This is a genomic window from Paracidovorax konjaci (assembly GCF_900112675.1).
In the GTDB taxonomy this organism is placed as follows: Bacteria; Pseudomonadota; Gammaproteobacteria; order Burkholderiales; family Burkholderiaceae_C; genus Paracidovorax; species Paracidovorax konjaci.
Window position 1 is genome coordinate 273,745 of sequence record NZ_FOMQ01000004.1, and the last position, 17,751, is coordinate 291,495.

Here is a 17,751-nt window from a genome sequence, read left to right on the forward strand (position 1 = left end):
TCGAGTTGCCGCCGCCCGGATGATTCGCTCCGTTTTCAACCCCGGAGTGGAGCCGTCCCATGAAATTCCAGAACCTTTTCACCGCAGCCATCGTGCTGCAAGGCGCGATGGCGCCCGCGGCGTTCGCCCAGTCGGCGCTGACCCGCGACAACGGTGCGCCCGTTGGCGACAACCAGAACTCCCAGACGGCAGGGCCCGGCGGCCCGGCCCTGCTGCAGGATGTGCAACTGATCCAGAAGCTGCAGCGCTTCGACCGCGAGCGCATCCCCGAGCGCGTCGTGCATGCGCGCGGCACGGGCGTGAAAGGCGAGTTCACGGCCTCGGAAGACATCTCGGCCCTGACCAAGGCCAAGCTGTTCCGGCCCGGCGAGCGCACCCCGGTGTTCGTGCGCTTCTCGTCCGTGGTCCACGGCAACCATTCGCCCGAGACGCTGCGCGACCCGCGCGGCTTCGCCACGAAGTTCTACACGAGCGAGGGCAACTGGGACCTGGTGGGCAACAACTTCCCCACCTTCTTCATCCGCGACGCGATCAAGTTCCCCGACATGGTCCATGCGTTCAAGCCCGACCCGCGCAGCAACCTCGACGACGACTCCCGCCGCTTCGACTTCTTCTCGCACGTGCCCGAGGCCACGCGCACGCTCACGCTGCTGTACTCGAACGAGGGCACGCCCACCGGCTACCGTTTCATGGACGGCAATGGCGTGCATGCGTACAAGTTCGTGAACGCGCAGAACCAGGTCCACTACGTCAAGTTCCGCTGGAAGAGCCTGCAGGGCCTGAAGAACCTCGATCCCAAGCAGGTCGAGCAGGTCCAGGGCAAGGACTACAGCCACATGACCAACGACCTCGTCGGCGCCATCAAGAGGGGCGACTTCCCGAAGTGGGACCTGTACATCCAGGTGCTCAAGCCCGAGGACCTGGCCAAGTTCGAGTTCGATCCGCTGGACGCCACCAAGATCTGGCCCGACGTGCCGGAGCGCAAGATCGGCCAGATGGTGCTCAACAAGAACGTGGACAACTTCTTCCAGGAGACCGAGCAGGTGGCGATGGCCCCGGCCAATCTCGTGCCCGGCATCGAGCCCTCCGAAGACCGCCTGCTGCAGGGCCGTGTCTTCTCGTACGCCGACACGCAGCTCTACCGCGTGGGCACCAACGTGCTGAGCCTGCCCGTGAACCGCCCTCGCGTGGCCGTGAACAACGGTAACCAGGACGGCTCGCTGAACTTCGGCCAGACGACCAGCGGCGTGAACTATGAGCCCAGCCGCCTGGAGCCGCGCCCGCAGGACGCCACGGCGCGCTACAGCCAGCTGCCGCTCACGGGCACGACCCAGCAGGCGAAGATCGCGCGCGAGCAGAACTTCAAGCAGGCCGGTGACCTGTACCGCAGCTACGGCAAGAAGGAGCAGCAGGACCTGATCCAGAGCTTCGGCGAGTCGCTCGCGGGCGCCGACGCCGAGAGCAAGCACATCATCCTGTCGTTCCTCTACAAGGCGGACCCGGCCTACGGCACGGGCGTGGCCCGCGTGGCCAAGGGCGACATCGAGCGCGTGAAGCAGCTCGCGGCCGCGCTCAAGGACTGAGTTCGCGCCACGGCGCGGTGCCGCGGCAGGGCCGGGGCACCGCGCTTTCCTGTCCCTGTGGGCCTGCGGGCTCCCGATGCCGGCGCGCGCGACGGGCCATCTGTCGGCGCGGTTCCTGGAGAACCCATCCCATGCGCAGCACTTTCCTCAGTTCCCTGACTTCCCTGGGCCTGGCCGCCGCGCTGGCGGCGGGCAGCGTGGGCGCGGCGCCCCCTGCGGCCCCGGTGCGTGGTGCATCCGCTCCCGCAGATACCGCCTCTTCCTATGCTGCTCCGCAGGCGTCCGCATCCGCGCCGGGGCCCGCGGACGGGTCCCGCCTGCAGGCGCAGCTGCGCCAGTACCTCTTCGATGCCGCGCGGCAGGGGCGCAGCGAAATGGTGGCGGAATTCATCGCGGCGCGCTACGACCTGAACGTGCGCGACGCACAGGGCTACACCGCGTTGATCCTGGCCGCCTACCACGGCCAGCGCGCGGTGGTGGACCAGTTGCTCGCTGCCGGGGCCGACCCCTGCGCGCAGGACCGGCGCGGCAACACCGCACTGATGGGCGCCATCTTCAAGGGCGAGCTGGCGATCGCCCGGCGCCTGGTGCAGGCCGACTGCGCACCCGACCAGCGCAACAACGCCGGGCAGACCGCGGCCATGTACGCCGCGCTGTTCCAGCGCACCGAACTGCTGCAGGCCCTGGCCGCACGGGGTGCCGACCTGAACGCGCGGGACGCGCGCGGCAATGGCGTCACGCAGCTGCAGCGCGGGGAGTTCGCTCCCACGCCCGTCCGCTGAGGCATCGGGCACCCGGTAGAAGCGTTATGGGCAGGATGCCGCCGATTCCATTGAATAGTTCGCTATTGATTTGATAGCAACTGGGGCACTGCGGAAGCACTATGGCTTGCCGCCGGCCCGTGCCATCGGGCTGCAGCGCTCACGGCACCCGGCAGGCCGTCCGCATGTGTGGGGATGTCCGCTGGGATGCTTTTTGGCAGCATGCCGCCGGTTTTATTGAATAGTTTGCTATCAAAATAATAGTGTCTTGATGGCGGCCCGGCGATTCACGGTGCGTTGCCGCCCACCACGCGCAGGCGGTCGGCGTTCGCGGCCAGCCAGGCGCCGGCCAGTGCGGCGGCGGCCGGCGCGGCATGCTCCTGGTCCGGGTGGAAATCCCGGCGCAGGTAGCGCAGCACCGCGGGCAGGCTGAGCCGGGCCACGCCATCGCGGCCCCAGAAGAAGCGCAGTGCGCTCAGCCAGGTGCCGGGGCGCCACAGGCTGCCGTCGCTGCGCAGGTTGGTCGCGGTCTGCCGCAGGGCATCCACCATGAACACGGCGCCCACGTACAGGTACCACCGCACGCGCCAGGCGTTGCTTCCGTCCAGCGCGCGGTAGAGGTCGAAGGCCACGGCGCGGTGCTCGGTTTCCTCGGCGGCGTGCCAGCGCCACACGGTCTGCATCTGGGCATGGGCGCCCTCCAGCCAGCGGGCATGGCGCAGGGTGCCGTCGGCCAGCAGCGCCGTGAAGTGCTCGTAGGCGCAGGTGATGGCCAGCGCGTGCAGGGGGTTGGCGGTGCGCTGGTGCAGCCGCGCGATGCGGGCGCGTGCCCGGTGCTGCCAGCGGTTGTCGAGCCCCTGCCGCTCCAGTTCGGCGTTGTAGAGCCCGTGGATGTGCCGGTGCGTGGCCTCCTGGCCGATGAATCCGCGCACGAGGGTTCGCAGCGCCGCATGGTCGGGCCGCTCGGGATCGAGCCGCTCCTGCGCGGCGCGCACGGAATCGATGAAGAACTGCTCGCCCACGGGAAAGCTCATCGAGAGGGCATTGAAGAACTGCGTGCGGAAGGCGTCGCCGCCGTGCCAGCGGCGCGGGAAGCCGCCCGCCAGATCGACGGCGAGCTTGCGCACGGGGAGGGTGGCGTGGGCCTGCGCATGGGCCTGTGCGTTGGCCTGTGCATTGGCCTGAAAAGGGCCGTTGGCGTCGTGCAGGGGCATGGGGGTCTCCAGTAGGCCGGTGGCGCCGGGCGGCGGTGCGCCGCGGTTGCGGGGTGCCGGGTTTCTGAGCATTATTCAGTTTTGGCCGCGGGGCGCTACTCGCCTCGGGCTCAGGTTTCGAACCCTCCGCCATGAAGCCCTCCAGACCCTCTGCCACCCCCGCCGGCATGCGGCGCCAGCCCATGCAGGAGCGTGCCCGCCAGACCATCGAGGCGATTTTCGGCGCCACTGCTCAGATTGTGGACAACGAAGGCGAGACGGCCCTCACCACCAACCGCGTGGCCCAGGTGGCGGGGGTGTCCATCGGCACGCTCTACCAGTACTTCCCGTCCAAGGAGGCCGTGCTGCTGGCGATGGTAGAGCGCGAGCGCAACCGCGTGCAGCAGGAGCTGCAGGTGCTGCTCGACGACGGCGTGGCACGGCAGCGGCCCGTGCGCGAGGTGCTGGCCGAGGTGGTGCAACTGCTGGTGTCGGCCTTCGGCACGGGCGGGCAGTCGCGCGTGCGCCGCAACCTGGTGCGGATGGGCTGGCGCGTGGACCAGCACGACCGCTTCACGGCGGCGCTGCGCGAGGGCGCGGAGCGCAATGCGATGGCGCTCGCGCGGCTGGTGGAGGCGGGCGACGGCTCGATCCGCCCGCCCACGCCCGCGATGATGTTCGTCGCCACGCGCGCCGTGATGGGCGCGATCCGCAGCGCCTCGCTGGAGAATTCGCCGCTGCTGGGGCAGCCGGCCTTCGAGGACGAGCTGGTGCGCATGCTCTGGGGCGTGCTGCGCTCCGGCGATTGAGCCGCAATCGCCGAAGAGCCGGTGTCAGGTCACCGGCGCGGGGTTGAACAGCACCAGGGCGTTGGCGAGCTTCCACTGCTCGGCCCAGGTCTTCTTGCGGCCGCTGGCCACGTCCAGCATGAGGCGGAACAGCTCCCAGCCGGTGTCCTCGATGGTGGCCTCGCCGTCGGCGATGCGGCCCGCGTTCACGTCCATGAGGTCGTGCCAGCGCCGTGCCAGGTCGCTGCGCGTGGCCACCTTGATCACGGGCACTTCCGCCAGGCCGTAGGGCGTGCCCCGGCCGGTGGTGAACACGTGCAGGTTCATGCCCGCGGCCAGTTGCAGCGTGCCGCAGATGAAGTCGCTCGCGGGCGTGGCCGCATAGATCAGGCCCTTGCCCGTGAGCTTGTCGCCGGGCGAGAGCACGCCGGTGATCGGCGCGCTGCCGCTCTTGACGATCGAGCCCATGGCTTTCTCCACGATGTTGGAGAGCCCGCCTTTCTTGTTGCCCGGCGTGGTGTTGGCGCTGCGGTCCACGCGGCCCTGGTTCAGGTAGGCGTCGTACCAGGCCATCTCGCGGATCATCGCCTCGGCCACCTCGGGCGTGGCCGCGCGGGAGGTGAGCTGGTCGATGCCGTCGCGCACTTCGGTCACTTCCGAGAACATGACGGTGGCGCCCGCGCGCACCAGCAGGTCGGTGCAAAAGCCCACGGCCGGGTTGGCGGTGACGCCGCTGAAGGCATCGCTGCCGCCGCACTGCACGCCCACCACGAGTTCGCTGGCGGGCACGGTCTCGCGGCGGCGCTGGTTCAGGCGCTTCAGGTGCTGCTCGGCCTGCCGCATGACCGACTCGACCATCGACATGAAGCCCACGTGCGCCTCGTCCTGCAGACAGACCACGTCGAGCGGCGCCTCCTGCAGCGTGCGCTCGTCCACCAGCGGGATGCTGCCCGGCGGCAGCAGGCGCTCGGGCTGCAGCTTCTCGCAGCCCAGGCTGACGACCATCACCTCGCCGCCGAAATTGGGGTTCAGGCTGATGTTGCGCAGCGTGCGGATGGGGATGACGGCGGCCGGCGCATCGATGGCGACGCCGCAGCCGTAGGTGTGGGCCAGGGCCACCACGTCGTCCACGTGGGGGTATTTGGGCAGCAGCTCGGCCTTGATGCGCTGCACCGCGAACTCGGTTACGCCGGCCACGCACTGCACGGTCTCGGTGATCGCCAGGATGTTGCGGGTGCCCACGGAGCCGTCGGCATTGCGGTAGCCCTCGAAGGTGTAGCCCGTGAGCGGCGCCGCCGGGGGCGGGCGCACGGTGGCGATCGGCAGGCCGTCCAGTTCGGGCGCGGTGGGCATGCGCATCACCTTCTCGTGCACCCAGCTGCCGCGCGGCAGGGCCTTGAGCGCATAGCCGATCACCACGTCGTAGCGGCGGATGGCGTCGCCCTCGGCCAGGTCGGCCAGCGCGACCTTGTGGCCCTGGGGCACGGTATCGACCAGGCGCAGGCCGTCCGCGAAGGTGGTGCCGGCCGGCAGGCCGCCGTCGTTGGCGACGATGGCCACGTTGTCGGCCGCGTGGATCCGGATGTAGAGCGGGGGGCGGGAGAGGGGCGGGTTCATGGTGGGGCGCTTTTTTTGTGGGCGGGTTATCGCGTCAGTCCGGCTTCAGTTCGATGCGCCGGATGTCCTGGACGATGACGAGGTAGGCGAACACGGTCACGAGGGCGTTCAGGCCCACGAAGACCAGCGCGCCGCCGAAGGAATGCGTCGCCGCCAGGATGTAGCCGATGACGATGGGGGTGACGATACCGGCAATGGCGCCGAAAGTGTTGAAGATGCTGCCGGCCAGGCCCATGACTTCCTTGGGCGCCACGTCGGCCATCACGGCCCAGCCGAAGGCGCCGAAGCCCTTGCCGAAGAAGGCCAGCGCCATGATGGCGACGACCATCCAGTCGGCGTTCACGTAGTTGCACAGGATCATGCTGACCGACATCAGCATGCCGATCACGATGGGGGTCTTGCGGGCCGCGGTGAGCGAGACGCCGCGCCGCAGCAGCCAGTCGGAGAACAGGCCGCCCAGCACGCCGCCGGCAAAACCGCAGATCGCCGGCAGCGAGACCATGAAGCCCGCCTTGAGGATGGACATGTGCCTCTCCTGCACCAGGTACACCGGGAACCAGGTGAGGAAGAAATACGTGAGCACGTTGATCGAGAACTGCCCCAGGTAGATGCCCACGAGCATGCGGTGGGTGAGCAGTTGGCGGATGTGCGAGGCCGTGCGGCCGCGAGGCGCTGCGCCCGCCGCGCGCGCGGGCTCCTCGCCCTCGTGGATCAGGCCGCCGCCGGCCGCGATGTGGTCCAGCTCGGCGCGGTTGACCGCCGGGTGCCGCGCGGGGCTGCGCACCGTGCCCCACCAGGCGCCCGCCAGCAGCACGCCCACGGCGCCCATCGACACGTACACCCAGTGCCATCCGAACCAGTGCGTCATGGCGGCCATCAGCGGCGTGAAGACGACCGCCGCGAAGTACTGGGCCGCGTTGAAGATGGCCGATGCGGTGCCCCGCTCCTGCGTGGGGAACCAGCTCGCCACCACCTTGGCGTTGGCCGGGAAGGCGGGTGCCTCGGCGATGCCCACGCAAAAGCGCATGGCGAACAACGCCACCATGGCCGTGGCGGCGGTGGTCAGGATGCCGACCGTGGCCTGCAGCAGCGTGAACGCCGACCAGAAGAAGATGCTGGCCGCATACACCTTGCGCGCGCCGAAGCGGTCCAGCAGCCAGCCGCCGGGCACCTGCGCGAGCACGTAGGCCCAGCTGAACGCCGAGAAGATGTAGCCCATCTGAATGGTGTCGAACCCGAACTCGCGGCCCATGGTGGGGCCGGTGATCGACAGCGTGGCGCGGTCCGCGTAGTTGAAGGTGGTGACGATGAAGACCATCGCCAGCACCCAGTAGCGCACGTGGGTGCGGGAGGTGCCGGGGACGGCCGCCGTGTCGGGTCCGGAGGCGGTGGCGGTGAGGGCTGAAGACATGGCGTGCAGGGCGGAAATCAGGAGGCGGGGGCTCTGGCGTGCGGGTGGGCGGGCGCGTCAGGCACGCTGCCCGAACTCGACCGATTCGCGCGTCCAGGCGCGCGCCTGATCGCTCAGGCTCAGGCTCAGGCCGGGCCGGGTGGGCACGAGCATGCGGCCGCCCTGGATCTCCAGGCGTTCGTTGAAGAGGGGCTCCAGCCAGTCGAAGTGCTCCACCCAGGGTTCGGTGGCATACACGGCGCCCAAATGCACGTGCAGTTCCATGGCGAAGTGCGGGCCCAGGCTGATGCCGGCCTGCTCGGCCTGCGCGGCGATCTTCAGGAACGGCGTGATGCCGCCCACGCGCGGCGCGTCCGGCATGAGGTAGTCGGCGGCGCGGTGGCGGATCAGCTCGCCGTGCTCGGCCGCGCTGGTCAGCATCTCGCCCGTGGCGATGGGGGTGTCGAACTGCGTGGCGAGCGCGGCGTGGCCCTCGAAGTCGTAGGCATCGAGCGGCTCCTCGATCCATACGAGGTTGTACTGCTCGAAGATCCGGCACATGCGCTGGGCGGTGGGGCGGTCCCACTGCTGGTTGGCATCGACCATGATCGGCGCGGCATCGCCCAGGTGTTTGCGCACCGCTTCCACGCGCTGCACGTCGATCGTGCCGTCGGGCTGGCCCACCTTGAGCTTGATGCCGCCGATGCCGCGCTCGATCGAGGCGCCGGCGTTGCGCAGCAGCTGGTCCAGCGGCGTGTGCAGGAAGCCGCCCGAGGTGTTGTAGCAGCGCACCGAGTCGCGCTGCGAACCCAGCAGCTTGGACAGCGACAGGCCCGCGCGGCGCGCCTTGAGGTCGTAGAGCGCGACATCGAACGCGCCGAGGGCCTGCACGGCCATGCCGCTGCGCCCCACCGAGGCGCCGGCCCAGCAGAGCTTGGTCCACAGGCGCGAGATGTCGCTGGGGTCTTCGCCGAGCAGCGCGGGCGCGACCTCGCTCGCATGGGCGTACTGGCCGGGGCCGCCCGCGCGCTTGGAATAGCTGAAGCCCAGACCGCGGTGCCCGTCCATCGACTCGATCTCCGCGAACAGCATGGCGATCTCGGTCATGGGCTTCTGGCGGCCGGTGAGCACCTTGGCGTCGCTGATGGGGTTGGCCAGCGGCAGGTAGCAGGACGAGAGGCGGATCCAGGCGATGCTGTCGCTGGAGGTGGAGGTGGAGGTGGAGGTGGAGGTGGTGGTGGCGGAGGACGAGGGCGTCATGGAAGGGGACTGGATCGGGGGAGGAAAAGGACGGAGGGCGCGGGGCGCCCTCCACGGGAGGCGGTCAGTCGATCGTGATCTTTCCGGTCTCGATCACCTTCTTCCAGCGGGCGTACTCCTCGCGCTGGAAGGCGGCGAATTGCTCGGGCGTGTTGGCGACGATCTCGAAACCGATCGACACGAAGGGCTCGCGCACCTTGGGGTCGTTCAGCGCTTCGGTGAATGCGGCATGGGCTTTCTCGCGCACGGCGGCCGGCAGGCCCTTGGGCGCGACGATGGCCTGCCAGGAGGCGACCTCGACGTTCTTCACGCCCACCTCGGCCAGCGTGGGCACGTCGGGCAGCACGGGCGAGCGGCGCGGGCTGGTGACGGCCAGCGCCCGCATCTTTCCGCCCTTGATGTACTGCATCACCGCGTTGATGTTCTGGAACGACGCATCGACCTGCCCGCCGATCAGGTCCGTGTGCGCGGGCGCGCCGCCCTTGTACGGAATGTGCACGCCGCGCGTGCCCGTCTGCTGCCAGAACAGCTCGGCCGTCAGGTGGTCGCTGGAGCCGTTGCCGGCCGAGGCGAAGCTCATCGTGCCGGGATGGGCCTTCTGGTGGGCAATGATGTCGGCCACGCTCTTGTGGGGGGAATTCGCCGGCACCACCAGCACGTTGGGCGACTGCACGGCCACGGTGATGAGGTCGAAATCCTTGAGCGGGTCGTAGGGCAGGTTCTTGAGCAGGTGCGGCACGATCACCAGCGGGCCGAGCGAGGTGACGAGAAACGTCGCGCCATCGGGCGCGGCGCGCTGGGCGAAGGTGGCGCCGATCGTGCCGGTGGCGCCGGGCCGGTTGTCTACCAGGAACGACTGCTTGAACTTCTCCGTCAGGCGCGGCCCGACGGCGCGGGCCACCTGGTCGGTCGAGCCTCCGGGGGGGAAGGGCACCACGAGGGTGACGGTTTTCTCGGGCCAGTTCTGTGCGCAGGCCGCCAAGGTGGCGAGGCCGAACGAAAGCGCAGTCAGGATCTTCTTCATGGTTGTCTCCGTGTCGTTGTCTCGATTGATAACGTTGTCATTTTTGGGCGAAGCACCCCGAAGAAGGGGAGTCGTAACGCGGTAGCACCGCAGAAAGCAAGCACCAAAGAGCCCGCTGCTCCGTGTGCGTGAAATGATATCGTTGTCATTCTCTGTGGCAATGCCTGTTGCATCAGGGATTACCCCAGGCCGGGATCGGGCCGGAGAGCGCTGCCTGTGGGTTCTGCTACCGTCGCCCGGTGGCGGTGCATGGGGCGGCAGGGCGGCGCGGCTTCCCCGGCACGGTGCCCCCTGACCGCGAACACTGCATTCCATGACCGTTCCCTCTTCCCCCTCCTTCAAGGCGGCCACGCTGCACGATGTCGCGCGCGCCGCGGGCGTGTCGCCGATCACCGCGTCGCGCGCGCTGAGCAACCCCGGTATCGTGTCGGAACGGACCAAGGCCCGCGTACAGGCCGCGGTCGAGGCGACGGGCTACATCCCCAACCTGCTGGCGGGCGGCCTGAAGTCCAAGCGCAGCCTCATGGTGGCGGGCATCGTGCCGGCGCTGTCGGTATCCCAGTTCCTGCCCACGGTGCAGACGCTCACCACCGAACTGGCGGCCGGCGGCTACCAGTTGATCCTCGGCCAGACGGCCTACGACGCCGCGCGCGAAGAGGCGGTGCTGAACACCATGATCAGCCGCCAGCCCGACGGCATCGTGATGATGGGCCTCGTGCAATCCGAGAGGGCGCGCGAGCGGCTGCGCCGCTCGGGCATTCCCGTGATCGAGACATGGGACCTGAGTGACCGCCCCGTCGATACGGTGATCGGCTTTTCCCATCTCAAGGTGGGCAGCGCCGTGGCGGGCTATTTTTTGGCGAAGGGGTGGCAGCGCATCGGCATCGCCACCGGCAGCGACCACCGGGCCCTGCTGCGGCGCGAAGGCTTCGTGGCCGCCATGGGGCGCGAGATTCCCACGGCGGTGGTGCCCGCGCCGAGCAGCCTGGCGCTGGGCCGCAGCGCGCTGGCGGAACTGCTGGACAAGCAGCCCGGGCTGCAGGCCGTGGCCTGCAGCTCCGACACGCTGGCGCACGGCGTGCTGGTGGAGGCCAGGGCGCGCGGCCTGCGCGTGCCCGGCGACCTGGCGGTGTTCGGCTTCGGCAATGCGGAGTTCAGCGCCCACGTGGAGCCATCGATCACCACCGTGCACGTCGACGGCCCCGAGATCGGCCGGCTGGCGGCCCGCATGATCATGGACCGGCGCCAGGGCCTGCCGCCCGAGCGCAATATCCTGGACCTGGGCTTCCAGTTGATCGAGCGAGGTTCCACCGGCGCGGCGGACTGAACCGCCGGCCCGCTGTGCCGTCGTCGCGCCGGGTCAGCCTGCCGAGGGAACGGCCGCCTGCTGCGGATAGAAGATGGGCTGGGCGGGATCGCGGTGCCAGTCATATTCGGCGGCGAGGGCCGCGGCCTCGGCCACCGCGCGGCCCGCGAGCCGGGCCACCAGGTGCCAGGCCATGTCGGTGCCTGCGGACACGCCCGCCGAGGTAACGTGGCGGCCCGCGTCCACCCAGCGCGAGGTGTTGTCCCAGAGCACCCTGGGCCCGAAGCCGGAGACCCACCCGAAAGCCTGGTGGTTGGTGGCGGCCGGCTGGCCGTCCAGCAGGCCGGCCTTTGCCAGCAGCGCCGCACCGGTGCAGACCGAGCTGAGCAGCGGTACGTGGCCGTCCATCGCGCGCAGCCAGTCGAGCAGGGCGGGCAGGCTGGCCTCGTCCTCCAGCAGCAGTTTCACGCCCTGGCCGCCGGGCACCATCAGCAGGTCCAACGGTTGCTCCAGCGCGTCGCCGCGGAACAGGTCGGGTGCCACGCGCGGGCCGTTGAAGCTCCGCACGGGCCCGGGGCCGAGGCCTGCCTTCGGGCCATGGCCCTCCGGCCTGCAGTCGTTGGAGATCAGCACGATCTCGAAGGGGCAGGGCCCGGGTGGCTGTGCGTAGGGCGTACCGATGAAGCGGGCGATGGAGAACGCTTCGATGAAGCCCCACACATCGAGCGGTTCGAAGTCCGGAAACACCAGGATGCCGATGCGTTGCGTGCGCGGGAAGAGCGTGTCGGTGGCCATGGAGAAAATGCCTTGTGGAGGTGCGCTGGGCGCAGTGGAAGGGGATGCCTGCACGGAGGCTCCCGGGCGGGGGCTGGTCCGGTCCGTGCAGCGGCTGGGCAGGAATCGGGTTGCGGGCGGGGCCTGCGCGTCAGGGGCGGCGGAACGGCATCCGCTCGGTGCCGAACTCGGCCCGCGCGGCAGGTGGCCGGGGCCCGCGACAGAATCGGTTCGCTTCTTTTCTGTCGCTCTGGATCCGCCCGCGCGGCTTCAGTGGTGGTGGCCCTTGCTGGCGCCGCCTGCGCCGTCGGGCAGGGCCACGCGCACGAGCTGCATCATTCCCTGGTCCTCGTGGTCGAGGATGTGGCAGTGCAGCACGTAGTCACCGATATAGCGCTGGTAGCGCGTGCGCACGATGAGCGTGTACTTGCCGTCCAGATTCTTGTCGTTCTTGCTGTTCTTCACCCAGAGCGTGTCCTTCCAGACGCCCTTGAGCCCGGGGTACTGCGGGTCGGCCGTGTTGTCCGAGGGATCGATGTCGGTGGCCCCGGGCAATGAAACATCCTTGCCGTTCGGATCCAGGATGCGTACCACCTGGAACGGATTGACGTGGATGTGGAACGGATGGCTCACGAAGTCCGATTGCAGAGTCCACTCGTCCACGCCGCCCAGGGTCAGCACGCGGTCGATGCGGCCGGGCTCGAAAGGCCGGCCGTTCACCTGGAACTGGATCGGCTGCTGGCTCAGGTCGATGTTGAAGGCCAGCACCTGGGTGCCCGTGACCTCGCTGTCCTCGACGGTGGGGTGCGGCACGAAGCGGGTGAGCTTGAGGCCATTGCGCAGGTCGGCAGCCACCTGCGACCGCACGTCCGCAGGCATGTTGGTGGCCGCCGCGGCCGCCAGTTCCTGGGCGAGGTAGGCGGAGATGTCCTGCGGCACGGGGCCTCCGGGCGCGACGCCCTTGACCGTGGCGAGCAACTGGCGCGACGGGGCGCGCTGGCCCACGTTGGCGGACGCCGGCGCCGCGGCATTGATCACGCAGTAGTCGCCCGCCTCCGGGAAGACCATGAGCGTGTCCCAGCGGTAGCCGGGCTGGTAGACGGTCTGCTTCGACGGCATGGCCGTCGCGGTCGTCAGGCCGTCCGCGGCGACCAGATGCTGGGGCAGCGGGGCGCCCGTGCAGTTCTGCGCGATGTAGGCGTCCTGGTCCTCGGGTTTGAGGCCCTCGGCGGTGGGCGCGCCGGTGCGCATCTTGCGGAACTGCAGGTTGATGGTGTCGCGCACGCCGCCGTGGATCGCGCGCCACCGCTCGATCTGGCCGGCCCGCGCGTTGCGGAACACGGGCAGCACCTCGCCGTTGATGCTGGTGTAGCGCCCGGACTTTTCCCAGGTGCGCGGACCGAACTGGTCCACGTCGTTCGGGCTGACCGCCGCGTAGTGCTCGATGCCGCCCACGTCGCCCGGGTCGCACCGGTAGGTGCCGTCCGGGTTGAGCTTGATGTTGTTGTTCTTGTCGCGGCAGGCGTACTGGATCTGCTGGAAAACCAGCACCCGCTCCTGGAACGATTGCCGCGCCGTGGAGCGCAGCAGCGTGTCCAGGTCGCCGTTCTTGTCGGGGGTGGGAGGGCGGTTGCCGCGGATGACGAGCGCGCCCGCCATGCCGCTGGCCACCTGCAGTGCCGTCGATCCGTGCCGGTGGGTGTGGTACCAGTAGGTGCCCGAGGGGTGGTCGGACGGGATATTGTACTCGTACTCGAAGCTCACGCCCGGGTTGATGGAGATGAGCACGTTGTCGCCGTTGCCGGCCGGGTTCACCCACAGCCCATGGGTGTGCAGGTTGGTGCCGTTGAAGCAGTGCGGCGTGTTGACGCCTGCGGGCGCCTGGATGCAGCCGGGGTCGGGGGGCAGCTGGTTGTTGAGCCGCATGCGGATGGTGTCCCCGGGCCGCACTTCCAGCATGGGAGAGACGAACGGCGTCTTGGGGTTCACGCGCGAGCCCTGGTAGCTGCGCAGCCGGACCTTGTCGTTGCGCTGCGTGGCCGGGTTCCAGAGCGTGCCGTCGGTGTAGACCACGTTCAGGTCAAGCGATGCCTCGTGCGAAGGCGACAGCGACGCCGGGCCCAGGACGTTGGAGAACTGCCTGAGGCGCAGCGTCTGGGTGCCGGGGCCGCCGGCCGCCTCCTGCAGCAGCACGGGCGGCGGGGCCTTGCGCCGGAGTTCCAGTAGCGGGGGGTTGTCGACTTCTCTGGCGTTGTCCGCCTGGGCGCGCGCGGGCGGTGCGGTGGTGCCGGCAAAGACTGCGGCGATGGCGACGGCGAGCGACGGCAGCGCCGCCCAGGTGCTGCGGAGCACGGGTTGCATGGATTCCTCCCTCAATGTAAGCGGTGTCTTGCGCCGGGCCTTCTGGGGGCCCTGTCGCGCGGCGAGAGTATGGATGAGCCGCGCCCATCCGGTCAACGGTGCCCGTCAGCGTTCGCGCGGCACCCGGCCCATCAGGTAGAACTCGGGGTTGGGTTGCATGCCCGCGAAACTCGCCATGCGGTTGGAGAGCCCGAAGAACGCCGTGATGGCCGCGATGTCCCAGATGTCCTCGTCGTCGAAGCCGTGCGCGTGCAGTGCGGTGAAGTCGGCGTCGTCGATCTCGTGCGAGCGCTGGCAGACCTTCATCGCGAAGTCCAGCATGGCGCGCTGGCGCGGGCTGATGTCGGCCTTGCGGTGGTTCACGGCCACCTGGTCGGCCACGAAGGGCTTCTTTTCGTAGATGCGCAGGATCGCGCCGTGCGCCACCACGCAGTAGAGGCACTGGTTGGCCGCGCTAGTGGCGGTCACGATCATCTCGCGCTCGCCCTTGGTGAGCGAGCCTTCCTCTTTGAGCATGAGCGCGTCGTGGTAGGCGAAGAAGGCGCGCCATTCGGCGGGGCGGCGCGCGAACGCGACGAAGACGTTGGGCACGAAGCCGGCCTTTTCCTGCACTTCGAGGATGCGGGCCTGGATGTCTTCGGGCAGCGTGTGGATTTCGGGGAGGGGGTAGCGGCTCACGGGCGTCGTCTCCTGTCGTCGTTGGAATGTGCGGTGCCGGAAAAACGGTATCACGGATGCCAGTGGCTCGCGCGCGTGGCCAGCGGGGCCGGTGCGGCAGCGCTGCCCGCGAGGGCATACGATAGCTGGGTGGCTGCCGAGACCACGGTCTGCGCCAGGGACTCGAGCTTTTCCGGCGGCAGCCGCGAGGCGGGCCCCGAGATGCACACCGAGCCAAGCAGCCGCCAGTGCAGCCCGAACACGGGGGCGGACACGGTGGCCACGCCCTGTTCGCGCTCGCCGATGGACCAGTGGTAGCCGCGCTGGCGGATCTGCTCGTAGTCCGCGCCGGGCGCGCCCGAGAACGCGAGGATCACCCGGCCCGGGGAGCCCTTGTCCAGCGGCAGCCCTTCGCCCATCCGCGCGTGGTGGCGCAGCGCCTGCGGGCCCTCCACGCGCACGAGGCAGGTGCGGACGTCTCCTTCGCGCACGTAGAACGCAGCGCTCTCGCCGCTGGCCTGGGTGAGCGCGCGCAGGGCAGGCTCCAGCACGTTCTGCACGTCGAAGCCTGCCTGGTAGCGCGCACCCAGCCAGCCGGCAGCGGGCCCCAGCCGCCAGTCGCCGTCCTCCCGCTGCACCAGGTAGCCCGACTGCGCCAGCGTGCGCGCCAGCCGCAGCACGGTGGTCTTGTGCAGCGCGCAGCGGCGGCTCAACTCGGCCAGCGACAGGTGCGATTCGCCCAGTGCAAAGGCGGCAAGCACCTGCAGGGCGCGCGTGACGGCGGCCACGCCGCCATCCCGCCCCGCGGCCGGCGGGTCGGGGGGCTCCGCCGGTTGCGGGGCGGATCGGCCGGGCGCACCCACAGCAGGGCCGGAGGGGCGCGGGGACGGCTTCGCGGGCGAAGGGCGACGGTTGCTCATGGTGGTATGCGTTGCGTTGTGCGAAACGGCATTGTATGGAGCGAAACGTTTTTCTACAGTGCGTTCCAAGCCGGGCGGCAGCCGCGGCAGCAAGAACACAACGACGGAGACAACGACATGCCTTTTCTGACGCACCCGCGTTCCGCCCTCCCGCGCCTCGGCGCGCTGCTGATCGGCTGCGTGGCCGCAGCCACCTTTGCCACCGGCGCCGCCGCGCAGGCCGCATGGCCCGCCAAGCCGATCCGGCTCATCGTGCCCTTCCCGCCGGGCGGCGGCACCGACATGATCGCGCGCACCGTGGCGCAGAAGCTGGCCGACCAGAACCGCTGGAACGTGGTGGTGGACAACCGCCCCGGCGCCGGCGGCAACCTGGGTGTGGACGCGGCTGCGAAGTCGGCGCCCGACGGCTACACCCTCGTGATGGGCCAGACGAGCAACCTCGCGATCAACCCGTCGCTCTATGCCAAGCTTCCGTACGACCCGCTGAAGGACCTCGTGCCCGTGGCGCTGGTGTCCTCGGCGCCGATCGTGATGGCCGCGCCCGCCAACTCGCCCTACAAGACCTTCGCCGACGTGGTGGCCGCCGCCAAGGCCAGGCCCGACGGCATCACGCTGGGTTATTCCGGCAACGGCACGGTGGCCCACCTGGCGGGCGAGCTGGCAGAAAACGCCGCCGGCATCAAGCTGCGCCACGTGCCCTACAAGGGCGCATCGCAGGCGATGACCGACCTGGTGGGCGGCCAGATCGATCTCTACATGTCGGCCGTGCCGACGCTGCTGGGCCAGGTGCGCAACGGCAAGCTGCGCGCGGTCATGATCACCTCGCTCAAGCGTTCCGACCAGCTGCCGCAGACGCCCACGCTGGCGGAGTCCGGCTACAAGGATTTCGAGGCGGCTTCGTGGTTCGGCGTGCTGGCCCCTGCGGGCACGCCGGCACCCATCGTGCAGCAGCTCAACAAGGCCATCAACCAGGCGCTGGCCCAGCCCGACGTGGCCGAGAAGCTGCGCTCGGAGGGAGGCGACGTGCTGGGCGGAACGCCCGAGAAGTTCAGCGCGCTGCTGAAGGCCGAAGTGCCCCGCTGGGCCAAGATCGTCAAGGACTCCGGCGCCAGCCTGGACTGACGGCGATTCCCTGGCATTTCCCGCCATTCCCCGGCATTCCTTCGCTGCCTTCCGATGACGTCCGCCCTGCAACGCGACAGCTCCGCCACGCCCGTGCGCTTTTCGGCCGGCACCGCCGCGCCGCGCACGCCGTTGCCGGCGGGGGCCTGCGACTGCCACGTGCATGTCTATGACGGCCGCTTCCCGGCTGCGCAGGGCGCCCGGCTGCGGCCGCCCGATGCCTCGGCGCAGGATCTGCGCGCGCTGCAGCGGCGCATCGGCACCGCGCGCACGGTGCTGGTCACGCCGTCCACCTACGGCACCGACAACCGGTGCATGCTCGAAGGGCTGGCCGCGCTTGGCGCCGAGGCGCGTGGCGTGGCGGTGATCGACGGCAGCGAGGGCGATGCCGAACTGCAGCGCCTGCACGCGGCCGGGGTGCGCGGCGTGCGGCTGAACCTCTCGCTCGGCGTCTCGGGCACGGCGCAGTCGCTGGCCCCGCTGGCCGAACGCATCGCGCCGCTCGGCTGGCACCTGCAGTTGCTGATGGCCCCGGACCTGCTGGCCGCCCAGGCCGCCGTGCTGCGCGCGCTGCCGGTGCCGCTGGTGTTCGACCATTTCGGCCGCATCCCGCCTGCGCTCGCGGGGCGCCACCCGGCCCATGCCGTGCTGCTCGGCCTGCTGGAGCGCGGGCAGGCGTGGATCAAGCTGTCCGGTGGCTACATCGTGAGCGATCGCCACTCCACCGAAGACCCGGCACTCGACGCACTGGCCGCCAGTTACCTGCGCTGCGCACCCGGGCGCGTGCTGTGGGGCAGCGACTGGCCCCACGCCACGGCCACGGCCGGCGCGCAACCCCTTCCTGACGACGCGCGGCAGGTGGACCGCCTCGCCGACTGGGCCGATGCCGCGGGCGGCGCCGCGACGCTGCGGCGCGTGCTGGTGGACAACCCGGCCGCGCTCTACGGCTTCGAGACCCTTTCCTGAACCCCCTTCATCGAGAGACGAGACAAGAC

At 69.8% G+C, this 17,751-nt stretch carries 15 protein-coding genes; 6 read left to right on the forward strand and 9 right to left on the reverse strand.

The genetic code is table 11. From position 1 onward, the window contains the following. The first annotated feature begins 107 nt into the window (after positions 1–107). Complete coding sequence (katB, locus tag BM144_RS07745) at positions 108–1,583, forward strand: catalase KatB (RefSeq protein ID WP_092951126.1); 1,476 nt, start codon at positions 108–110, stop codon at positions 1,581–1,583. 131 nt (positions 1,584–1,714) lie between these two features. Next, positions 1,715–2,365, forward strand: a complete 651-nt coding sequence (locus tag BM144_RS07750) for an ankyrin repeat domain-containing protein (protein WP_092950816.1) — start codon at positions 1,715–1,717, stop codon at positions 2,363–2,365. A gap of 266 nt (positions 2,366–2,631) precedes the next feature. Here BM144_RS07750 and BM144_RS07755 read toward each other — a convergent pair whose 3' ends face one another. After that, entirely contained in the window at positions 2,632–3,558 is a 927-nt protein-coding gene (locus BM144_RS07755; protein WP_092950818.1) for a metal-dependent hydrolase, read from the reverse strand. Between the two features lie 131 nt (positions 3,559–3,689). Here BM144_RS07755 and BM144_RS07760 point away from each other — a divergent pair, with 131 nt between their 5' ends. Further along, positions 3,690–4,346, forward strand: a complete 657-nt coding sequence (locus BM144_RS07760) for a TetR/AcrR family transcriptional regulator (protein ID WP_245783578.1) — start codon at positions 3,690–3,692, stop codon at positions 4,344–4,346. 24 nt (positions 4,347–4,370) lie between these two features. Here the strand turns inward: BM144_RS07760 and garD are convergent, their stop codons facing one another. From garD to BM144_RS07780, 4 genes are all read right to left on the reverse strand, one after another. Further along, positions 4,371–5,942: a galactarate dehydratase gene (garD, locus tag BM144_RS07765; RefSeq protein WP_092950822.1), complete on the reverse strand. Its 1,572-nt coding sequence runs from the start codon at positions 5,940–5,942 to the stop codon at positions 4,371–4,373. 34 nt (positions 5,943–5,976) lie between these two features. Beyond that, complete coding sequence (locus BM144_RS07770) at positions 5,977–7,353, reverse strand: MFS transporter (RefSeq protein ID WP_092950824.1); 1,377 nt, start codon at positions 7,351–7,353, stop codon at positions 5,977–5,979. Positions 7,354–7,410: 57 nt separating this feature from the next. Next, a complete protein-coding gene (locus BM144_RS07775; RefSeq protein WP_092950826.1) occupies positions 7,411–8,592 on the reverse strand; it encodes an L-talarate/galactarate dehydratase in 1,182 nt (393 codons plus the stop codon). A 64-nt stretch (positions 8,593–8,656) separates the two neighbouring features. After that, positions 8,657–9,616, reverse strand: coding sequence for a Bug family tripartite tricarboxylate transporter substrate binding protein (locus BM144_RS07780; protein ID WP_092950828.1), 960 nt, complete (start codon positions 9,614–9,616; stop codon positions 8,657–8,659). A gap of 313 nt (positions 9,617–9,929) precedes the next feature. Between BM144_RS07780 and BM144_RS07785 the strand changes: the two genes are divergently transcribed. Further along, complete coding sequence (locus BM144_RS07785) at positions 9,930–10,943, forward strand: LacI family DNA-binding transcriptional regulator (protein WP_092950830.1); 1,014 nt, start codon at positions 9,930–9,932, stop codon at positions 10,941–10,943. Positions 10,944–10,976: 33 nt separating this feature from the next. Here BM144_RS07785 and BM144_RS07790 read toward each other — a convergent pair whose 3' ends face one another. The 4 genes from BM144_RS07790 to BM144_RS07805 form a co-directional block, all read right to left on the reverse strand. Continuing rightward, positions 10,977–11,717, reverse strand: coding sequence for a DJ-1/PfpI family protein (locus BM144_RS07790; protein WP_092950832.1), 741 nt, complete (start codon positions 11,715–11,717; stop codon positions 10,977–10,979). 249 nt (positions 11,718–11,966) lie between these two features. Beyond that, positions 11,967–14,057: a multicopper oxidase family protein gene (locus tag BM144_RS07795; RefSeq protein WP_092950834.1), complete on the reverse strand. Its 2,091-nt coding sequence runs from the start codon at positions 14,055–14,057 to the stop codon at positions 11,967–11,969. Between the two features lie 105 nt (positions 14,058–14,162). Further along, positions 14,163–14,735, reverse strand: coding sequence for a peroxidase-related enzyme (locus BM144_RS07800; protein ID WP_092950836.1), 573 nt, complete (start codon positions 14,733–14,735; stop codon positions 14,163–14,165). Between the two features lie 50 nt (positions 14,736–14,785). Further along, positions 14,786–15,634: an IclR family transcriptional regulator gene (locus BM144_RS07805; RefSeq protein ID WP_245783579.1), complete on the reverse strand. Its 849-nt coding sequence runs from the start codon at positions 15,632–15,634 to the stop codon at positions 14,786–14,788. 117 nt (positions 15,635–15,751) lie between these two features. Here BM144_RS07805 and BM144_RS07810 point away from each other — a divergent pair, with 117 nt between their 5' ends. Both BM144_RS07810 and BM144_RS07815 read left to right on the forward strand, forming a co-directional pair. Next, entirely contained in the window at positions 15,752–16,756 is a 1,005-nt protein-coding gene (locus BM144_RS07810; protein WP_092951128.1) for a tripartite tricarboxylate transporter substrate binding protein, read from the forward strand. 66 nt (positions 16,757–16,822) lie between these two features. Beyond that, entirely contained in the window at positions 16,823–17,722 is a 900-nt protein-coding gene (locus BM144_RS07815; RefSeq protein WP_092951130.1) for an amidohydrolase family protein, read from the forward strand. The last annotated feature ends 29 nt before the right edge of the window (positions 17,723–17,751 follow it).

Excerpts from the sequence above, each read along its gene's own strand:
- BM144_RS07775 (WP_092950826.1), bottom strand. The coding sequence starts at position 8,592 with ATGACGCCCTCGTCCTCCGCCACCACCACCTCCACCTCCACCTCCACC.
- BM144_RS07770 (WP_092950824.1), bottom strand. The coding sequence starts at position 7,353 with ATGTCTTCAGCCCTCACCGCCACCGCCTCCGGACCCGACACGGCGGCC.
- BM144_RS07760 (WP_245783578.1), top strand. The coding sequence starts at position 3,690 with ATGAAGCCCTCCAGACCCTCTGCCACCCCCGCCGGCATGCGGCGCCAG.
- BM144_RS07810 (WP_092951128.1), top strand. The coding sequence starts at position 15,752 with ATGCCTTTTCTGACGCACCCGCGTTCCGCCCTCCCGCGCCTCGGCGCG.
- BM144_RS07805 (WP_245783579.1), bottom strand. The coding sequence starts at position 15,634 with ATGAGCAACCGTCGCCCTTCGCCCGCGAAGCCGTCCCCGCGCCCCTCC.
- BM144_RS07750 (WP_092950816.1), top strand. The coding sequence starts at position 1,715 with ATGCGCAGCACTTTCCTCAGTTCCCTGACTTCCCTGGGCCTGGCCGCC.
- BM144_RS07790 (WP_092950832.1), bottom strand. The coding sequence starts at position 11,717 with ATGGCCACCGACACGCTCTTCCCGCGCACGCAACGCATCGGCATCCTG.
- BM144_RS07795 (WP_092950834.1), bottom strand. The coding sequence starts at position 14,057 with ATGCAACCCGTGCTCCGCAGCACCTGGGCGGCGCTGCCGTCGCTCGCC.
- katB (WP_092951126.1), top strand. The coding sequence starts at position 108 with ATGGCGCCCGCGGCGTTCGCCCAGTCGGCGCTGACCCGCGACAACGGT.
- BM144_RS07785 (WP_092950830.1), top strand. The coding sequence starts at position 9,930 with ATGACCGTTCCCTCTTCCCCCTCCTTCAAGGCGGCCACGCTGCACGAT.
- BM144_RS07780 (WP_092950828.1), bottom strand. The coding sequence starts at position 9,616 with ATGAAGAAGATCCTGACTGCGCTTTCGTTCGGCCTCGCCACCTTGGCG.
- BM144_RS07755 (WP_092950818.1), bottom strand. The coding sequence starts at position 3,558 with ATGCCCCTGCACGACGCCAACGGCCCTTTTCAGGCCAATGCACAGGCC.
- garD (WP_092950822.1), bottom strand. The coding sequence starts at position 5,942 with ATGAACCCGCCCCTCTCCCGCCCCCCGCTCTACATCCGGATCCACGCG.